Source organism: Kitasatospora sp. P5_F3 (assembly GCF_054049135.1).
Window position 1 is genome coordinate 36,573 of sequence record NZ_JBFUMY010000062.1, and the last position, 6,767, is coordinate 43,339.

At 73.7% G+C, this 6,767-nt stretch carries 6 protein-coding genes and 1 pseudogene; 1 reads left to right on the plus strand and 6 read right to left on the minus strand.

Translation table 11 applies throughout. From position 1 onward, the window contains the following. Positions 1-109: 109 nt before the first annotated feature. Complete coding sequence (locus ACXJMZ_RS28755; protein WP_457032959.1) at positions 110-1,477, plus strand: M20/M25/M40 family metallo-hydrolase; 1,368 nt, start codon at positions 110-112, stop codon at positions 1,475-1,477. Here ACXJMZ_RS28755 and ACXJMZ_RS28760 read toward each other — a convergent pair. The 6 genes and pseudogenes from ACXJMZ_RS28760 to ACXJMZ_RS28785 form a co-directional block, all read right to left on the minus strand. Beyond that, complete coding sequence (locus ACXJMZ_RS28760; RefSeq protein ID WP_457032960.1) at positions 1,461-2,009, minus strand: DUF4184 family protein; 549 nt, start codon at positions 2,007-2,009, stop codon at positions 1,461-1,463. The genes ACXJMZ_RS28755 and ACXJMZ_RS28760 overlap by 17 nt on opposite strands. A gap of 12 nt (positions 2,010-2,021) precedes the next feature. After that, positions 2,022-2,507 (minus strand): HIT family protein, encoded by a 486-nt coding sequence (locus ACXJMZ_RS28765; RefSeq protein WP_457032961.1) that lies wholly within the window; start codon positions 2,505-2,507, stop codon positions 2,022-2,024. 10 nt (positions 2,508-2,517) lie between these two features. After that, entirely contained in the window at positions 2,518-3,576 is a 1,059-nt protein-coding gene (locus ACXJMZ_RS28770) for an NUDIX hydrolase (RefSeq protein ID WP_457032962.1), read from the minus strand. Positions 3,577-3,768: 192 nt separating this feature from the next. Continuing rightward, positions 3,769-5,175, minus strand: coding sequence for an acyl-CoA synthetase (locus ACXJMZ_RS28775; RefSeq protein WP_457032963.1), 1,407 nt, complete (start codon positions 5,173-5,175; stop codon positions 3,769-3,771). Positions 5,176-5,196: 21 nt separating this feature from the next. Then, positions 5,197-6,396 (minus strand): MFS transporter, encoded by a 1,200-nt coding sequence (locus tag ACXJMZ_RS28780; protein ID WP_457032964.1) that lies wholly within the window; start codon positions 6,394-6,396, stop codon positions 5,197-5,199. A gap of 227 nt (positions 6,397-6,623) precedes the next feature. Continuing rightward, positions 6,624-6,767, minus strand: a pseudogene (locus tag ACXJMZ_RS28785) (electron transfer flavoprotein subunit alpha/FixB family protein); the annotation flags it as partial.

Below are 6,767 nucleotides of genomic sequence, written 5' to 3' on the forward strand. Positions count from 1 at the left end.
TCCTAGTGCCGATGAGCAGGTGCGAAGCCAGCCCCGGGCAAAGTGGCGGGCCTATGATCGATCCATCCCCAGCAGTGCCACTTCATCCGCACACCACCGGAGTTCACCGATGACCCAGCAGCCCCTGGCCGAGGCCGTCCGATCCCTGATGCCGCAGGCCAGGGCCGAGCTCGCCGAACTGGTGTCCTTCCAGTCCGTCGCCGACCCCCGGCAGTTCCCGGTCGAGGAGTGCGAGAAGGCGGCCCGCTGGGTCGCCGACGCCTTCGCCGCCGAGGGTCTGACGGGCGTTCGGCTGCTGGACACGCCGGACGGCACCCAGTCGGTCTACGCCGAACTGCCGGGCCCGGACGGCGCGCCGACCGTGCTGCTGTACTCGCACTACGACGTGCAGCCGCCGCTGGACGAGGCCGGCTGGCACTCCCCCGCCTTCGAGCTGACCGAGCGGGACGGCCGCTGGTACGGGCGCGGTGCCGCCGACTGCAAGGGCAACATCCTGATGCACCTGACGGCCCTTCGGGCACTGCGCCAGGTGGACGGCGGCTACCCGGTCGGGCTCAAGGTGATCGTGGAGGGTTCGGAGGAGCAGGGCACCGGCGGCCTGGAGCAGTACGCCCACGCCCACCCCGAACTGCTCACCGCCGACGTCGTGGTGATCGGCGACACCGGCAACTTCGCCCCCGGCCTGCCGACCGTCACCGCCACCCTGCGGGGCATCACCGAGGCCGCGATCACCGTCTCCACCCTGGCGGGCAACCTGCACTCCGGAGCGTTCGGCGGCGCCGCCCCCGACGCCCTGCAGTCGCTGATCAAGGTGCTCGCCTCGCTCCACGACGAACACGGCGACGTCGCCGTGGACGGCCTGCGGGCCGACCAGACCTGGCCCGGGGTCGCGTACCCCGAGGAGCAGTTCAGGGCCGACGCCAAGGTGCTCGACGGGACCGCCCTCACCGGCACCGGTACGGTCGCCGACCGGCTCTGGGCCCGCCCCGCCGTGACCGTCCTCGGCATCGACGCCCCGCCCGTGGTCGGCGCCACCTCCTCGGTCCACTCCACCGCCCGGGCCCGGGTCAGCCTGCGCATCCCGCCGGGCATGGAGCTCAAGGCCGCCCAGGAGGCGCTGGAGGCCCATCTGCTGGCCGCCGTCCCGCTCGGCGCCCACGCCGAGGTCGAACGCCTCGGCGGCGGCAGCCCGTTCAGCGCCGACACCACCGGGCCGGCCTACGAGGCGATGGGCGCCGCCATGCAGGACGCCTTCGGCACCCCCATGGTCGCCTCCGGCGAGGGCGGCTCGATCCCGCTCTGCAACACCCTGCACACCCTCTACCCCACCGCCGAGATCATCCTGATCGGCGTCGAGGACCCCACCACCCAGATCCACGCCGTGAACGAGAGCGTCGACCCGACGGAGCTGGAGCGGATGGCCCTGACCGAGGCCCTCTTCCTGCGCAACTACGCCGCCATTAGGACCGACCGGTAATTAGGGGGTGGGTGAAGGAGCGGTGTCGATGTGCGTGCCCCACCGGGGTCGGGGTCGGCTGCCGGTGGCGGGCGATCAGGGCCAGGCCGACGGCCGAACTGCCGTACTGGAGCACGGTGTAGAGCGGGATCCCGGCCGACTCGGTGTTCAGGACCGGGAAGGCCCGCACCCCGGCTCGGCCCTCGTGGGTGAAGGAGTCCCAGCAGACGTGGGTGGCTGCGCCGATCGCGGCCGAGACGGCGAACCAGCCGTACTCCCCGCGCGCGACCGGCCGGGCCGCCGACGGGCGGACCAGCCCGTACCACCACCAGGTCAGCCCGCCCGCGATCAGCACGTCCACGGTCGGGACGGCCCACCAGCGGTGGGTGACGGAGCCGAAGTCGTAGCAGCCGCGCAGCAGCGAGTCGGCGAAGAACGGGACGTCCGGCGCCATCGACCCGGCCACCAGCCCGGCGGCGACCAGCGGGCCGCGCCCCCTGGTGCCCTCCAACAGCGGGAGCACGGCGGCCGGGTGACTGAGCGTGAAGGGCACCCGGCCATCCTGTCAGAGCAGGTCCAGCTCATCGCCGATTGCGCGCCGGAGCCCGTCGTGGCGCGCGCCGAGCGTGTGCTCCGGCGCGGGCGCCGTCCAGTGCGTCCGGGGGTAGAGCCAGACCGGGCCGCCGACCAGTTCGGCCGGTTCCCACCCGTAGCGCGGCCAGATGTGGGCGTGCAGGAAGCCGTCGGTGTTGCCGAGGATCTCCAGGTTGACCCGGCGGAAGGCCGGGTCGAGCCGGCGGCAGGCGCGTTCGACGGCCTCGCCGAGGCGGTCCATGTCGGCCAGGAAGGCGGTGCGCTGAGGACGGGTCAGCTCCGAGAGCCGCTGCACCTCGGGCCGATCGGTGAGCAGCACCGCATAGCCCGGCAGGAACTGCACGTCGCCGATCACCGCGAATCCGGCGGTGAGCCGCCGCAGCACGGTGGGGTTCTCGCCGCGCAGCGCCGATCCGATCCGGTCCTGGCGCCAGTGCGCCCCCGCGTTCTCCGTCATGACCGCGACGCTACCCAAGGGTTGGGGCACCGACCGCGGCCGGGAGCCCGGCTTCCAGGTAGCGCAGCTCGCCGCTGACCCGGGCGTCCAGGGCGGCGGCCAGGCGCCGCAGCCGGTTCGGCGGGAGCAGGGTGGCGGCCTCGTCCAGGGTGACGAAACGCCAGCCGCGCAGTTCCTCGGCCGGAAGCCGGAGCGCGCTCCGGGCCCGCGCGTCGAGCCGTCCGCCGTCGTACATCAGCCGCAGCCCGCCCCGGCGCGGGCCGGTGCGCGGCTCCCAGTCCACCGCGAGCAGGCGCAGCGCGGCCGGCTCCAGCCGGAGGCCGAGCTCCTCGGTGGTCTCCCGCAGGGCGGCGTCGGTGGGTGCCTCGCCGCGTTCGACCACGCCGCCAGGGAACTCCCAGTCGGGTTTGTAGACGGGGTCCACCAGCAGCACCCGGTCCTGGTCGTCGAAGAGCAGCACGGCCGCCGCCACGGTGTCCCCGGTGGTGTCGGCGCTCTGCACGATGGGGCAGACCGCGACACCGTCCTTGACCAGGGCGGCGAGGTGTTCGGCGGTCTGACGCGGGGTCAGTCCCGCCGTGTCGACCAGCTGGGCGTCTCTGCTGAGCCAGCGTCGAGCCCGCCGGTACGGGGTCAGGTGCTCCCGGCACCAGGTGCGGACCCGGGCACTGGCCTCGGGGTCGCCGGGGCACTCGTCCCGGTTCTCGATCCGCTCTTGCAGGATCGTTTCCGCAGGGTCCAGCACGAAGTGGTGCACCGCCAGCCCCCGGGCCGCCAGCCCGCCGAAGATCTCGTCCCGGTAGTCCTCCCGGAGCAGCGTCATCGGCACCACCAGCGGCCCCGGCACCTCGGCCAGCACGGCGGCCGCCACCTCGGGCACCAGCCGCCGCCAGGCGGCCAGGTCCTGGAAGTCGGAGACGGTGGCCATCCGGTCGGCCGGCAGGATGTGCCGCAGCCCGTAGCCGACCAGCTCGGGGTCGTACAGCACGCTGCCCGGCAGCAGCTCGACCAACTCCCGGCAGGCACTCGTCTTGCCCGCTCCGAACGTGCCGTTGACCCAGACGATCACAGTGCCCCTGCCTTCCGCCGCCCCGATGGCCCAGCCCACTCCGGCGCCATCGAGGTGGTCCCCCGCCACGGCCAGGACCATGCCTGTCCGCCCGTGCGGGTGTCGGTTCCCGGCCGTACGGCATGTGTCAGCCGCACTCTCGCATCGCCTGACCTGCTCAGGTCAACTGGTCGCCCGCAGTCGCCCGCCCGGTCAGCCCAGGTCCAGCAGCTGCTTCTTGAGCACCTTGCCCATCGCGTTCCTGGGCAGCTCGTCCACCAGCACCACCCGCCGGGGCCGCTTGTGCACCGAGAGCCGCTCGGCCACGAAGGCGGTCAGCTGATCCCCCGTCACCACCCCGTCGGCGATCACGTACGCCACCACGGCCTGGCCCAGGTCGTGGTCAGGCGCGCCGATCACCGCCGCGTCGGCCACCGCCGGGTGGTCTCGCAGCGCGGCCTCCACCTCGCCCGCACCGATCCGGTAACCGCCGCTCTTGATCAGATCCACCGAGGCCCGGCCGACGATCCGGTGGAAGCCGTCCGGACCGATGGTCGCCACGTCCCCGGTACGGAACCAGCCGTCGGCGGTCCACGCCTCGGCGTCGGCGTCCGGCCGGTTGAGGTAGCCGGTGAACAACGTCGGCCCGGCCACCTGGAGTTCGCCGACCGTCTCGCCGTCCGGCGGCACCGGGGAGCCGTCCTCGGCCACCAGCCGGGTGCGGACACCGTCCAGTGGCAGCCCGACGCTGCCGGGGCGGCGCTCGCCGTCGGCCCGGGTGGAGACGGTGATCAGCGACTCGGTCATGCCGTACCGCTCGATCGGCGCCCGCCCGGTGAGCGCGGCGATCCGGTCGAAGACCGGCGTCGGCAGCGGGGCGCTGCCGGAGACCAGCMGCCGGGCGGTGGCCAGCGCCCGCGCCGACGGTTCGTCAGCCGCGACCCGGGACCAGACCGTCGGCACTCCGAAGTACAGACTGCCGCCCGCCTTGGCGTACGCCTCGGGCGTGGGGCGGCCGGTGTGCACCAACCGGCTGCCGGTACGCAGTGCACCCAGCACGCCCAGCACCAGACCGTGCACATGGAACAGCGGCAGCCCGTGCACCAGGGTGTCCTCGGCCGTCCACTGCCAGGCGGCAGCCAGCGCGTCCAGGTCGGCCGCGACCGCGCTGCGCCGGATCACCGCACCCTTCGGCGCCCCCGTGGTACCGGAGGTGTAGAGCACGAAGGCCGTGCGCTCCACCTCCGGCTCGGCGTACGTACCGCTCGAACGGGCCGTCAGCTCCACCGGGAGCGCCTCGATCCCGTCCGGCGCCGGCGTTCCGACCGGCAGAGCCAGCAGGGTGGCGCCCGAGTCGCGCAGGATGTGGGCGCGCTCCTTGGGCCCGGAGTCCGGCGGCAGCGGCACCACCGGTACGCCCGCCAGCAGCCCACCGACGGTGGCCACCACGGTCTCGACGGTCGGCCCGGCCAGCACCGCGAGCGCCGGTGCCCCCGCCACCCGGTCGGCCACCGCCGTTGCCGCGCCCAGCAGTTGCTCCCTGGAGAGCGGCCGTCCGTCGATCCGCAGCGCGTCGGCGGCGTCGCCGAAGCCGCCCTCAAGTGCCGTCAGCAGTCCCATGGGCGGGACTCTAGCGGAGGGTCAGACGCCTGCCGGGGACGGCCGCCGCCGGACCACGCCGAGGGTCGCCACCGCACCGAACGCCGCACAGCACGCCAGCGCCCCCGCCGTACCGCCGAACGCCGTGGTCGGACCGGCCCGGTCGACCAACACGCCCCCGGCCGCCGCACCGAGCGCGGCCCCCAGGTTGTAGGCGGTGTTCACCCACGCGCCCGCCTCGGTCCGGGAACCCTCGGGGACGAGCTCCTCGACGAGTTGGTAGGCGGTGATCAGCAGCACGTCCGCGCAGGCACCCGCGAGCAGCAGCGCCAGCGCCGTCGCGGGCAGCACGTCGAGGGCGGGTACGGCGTAGCAGCAGGCGGCCGCCGCGACGAGCAGCACCGGCCGCCGCCGCAGCTCGCCGCGCCACCGGTACCCGCCGTACAACAGACCGCCCAGCACGCCGCCGACCGCGAACAGCGTGGTCAGCACCCCGGCCGTCAGGGTGCCCCGCGCGGCCACGATCGCGATCTCGAACACGGTCAGCGCGGCGGCCATCCCCAGCACGGGCAGCAGCAGCGGCGCGAATCCCTTCACCCGCAAGGGACTTCCGGAGCGCTTCACCCCAGGGCTCACGCTCATCGACGCCCCTCGCAGGGCCGCCGCCAGCAGACCGAAACCGACCAGCACCAACACCGTGCAGGCTCCGACGGCGGCGGGGGCGCCCAGGACCGCGACCAGGAAGCCCCCGACCAGCGGTCCGAGCGCGAAGACGGTGGACTCGGCGGCCGTGTCCAGGCTCAGCGCGGACTGCCGCTGCGCCTCGTCGGCGGCCAGCCTGCCCCACAGGGTGCGCATCAGCGGACCGACGGGCGGCGGGAAGACACCGGTCAGCACCGCGAGCACGGCGATCAGCGGGGCGGGTGCGTGCACGGCACAGGCGGTGGCCAACGCGGCGAGCAGGAGGGTGTAACTGACGGACAGACAGGTCAGCGCGGCGGGCCGACGCTCCACCAGCCGGGCCCGGGCGGGCCCGAGCAGGGCGGAGACCAGTCCGAACAGGCCGGTGACGGTGCCCGCCACGGCGTACGAGCCGGTGCCCTCGTACAGCGCGAGCAGCAGCGGCAGCCCGATCACGCCGTAGCTGAGCCGGGCGAGCATCGCGGCGGTGAAGAGCCTCGGGGCGTGCGGAAGCATGAGGACAGCGCGATAGGAGGCGCTGCCCCGGGAGGGGCGTGACATGGGGTGATCTCCGATGAACTGGCGCGCCGAAGCTCAGTCGGGCGCGCGCGGGCACGACGGGGCGTGGCCGGCCCTACCGTCCGCCCCTGCTCAGCAGGGGACGCGGTGCGGGCGGGCTGACGGTCCGTCAGTGTGGATCGGAGAGGTACACGGACGGCAGCATAGCCGGACACGGCGGAGCCCCGCCGGAGTTTTCCGACGGGGCTCCGCTGTTGTCCGTTTTGTGGTCAGCCCTTGCGGGTGTTGACCTCGGTGGTGAGTTGGGGGAGGACGGTGAAGAGGTCTCCGACGACGCCGTAGTCGACGAGTTCGAAGATGGGGGCTTCGGGGTCCTTGTTGATGGCGATGATGGTCTTGGAGGTCTGCATGCC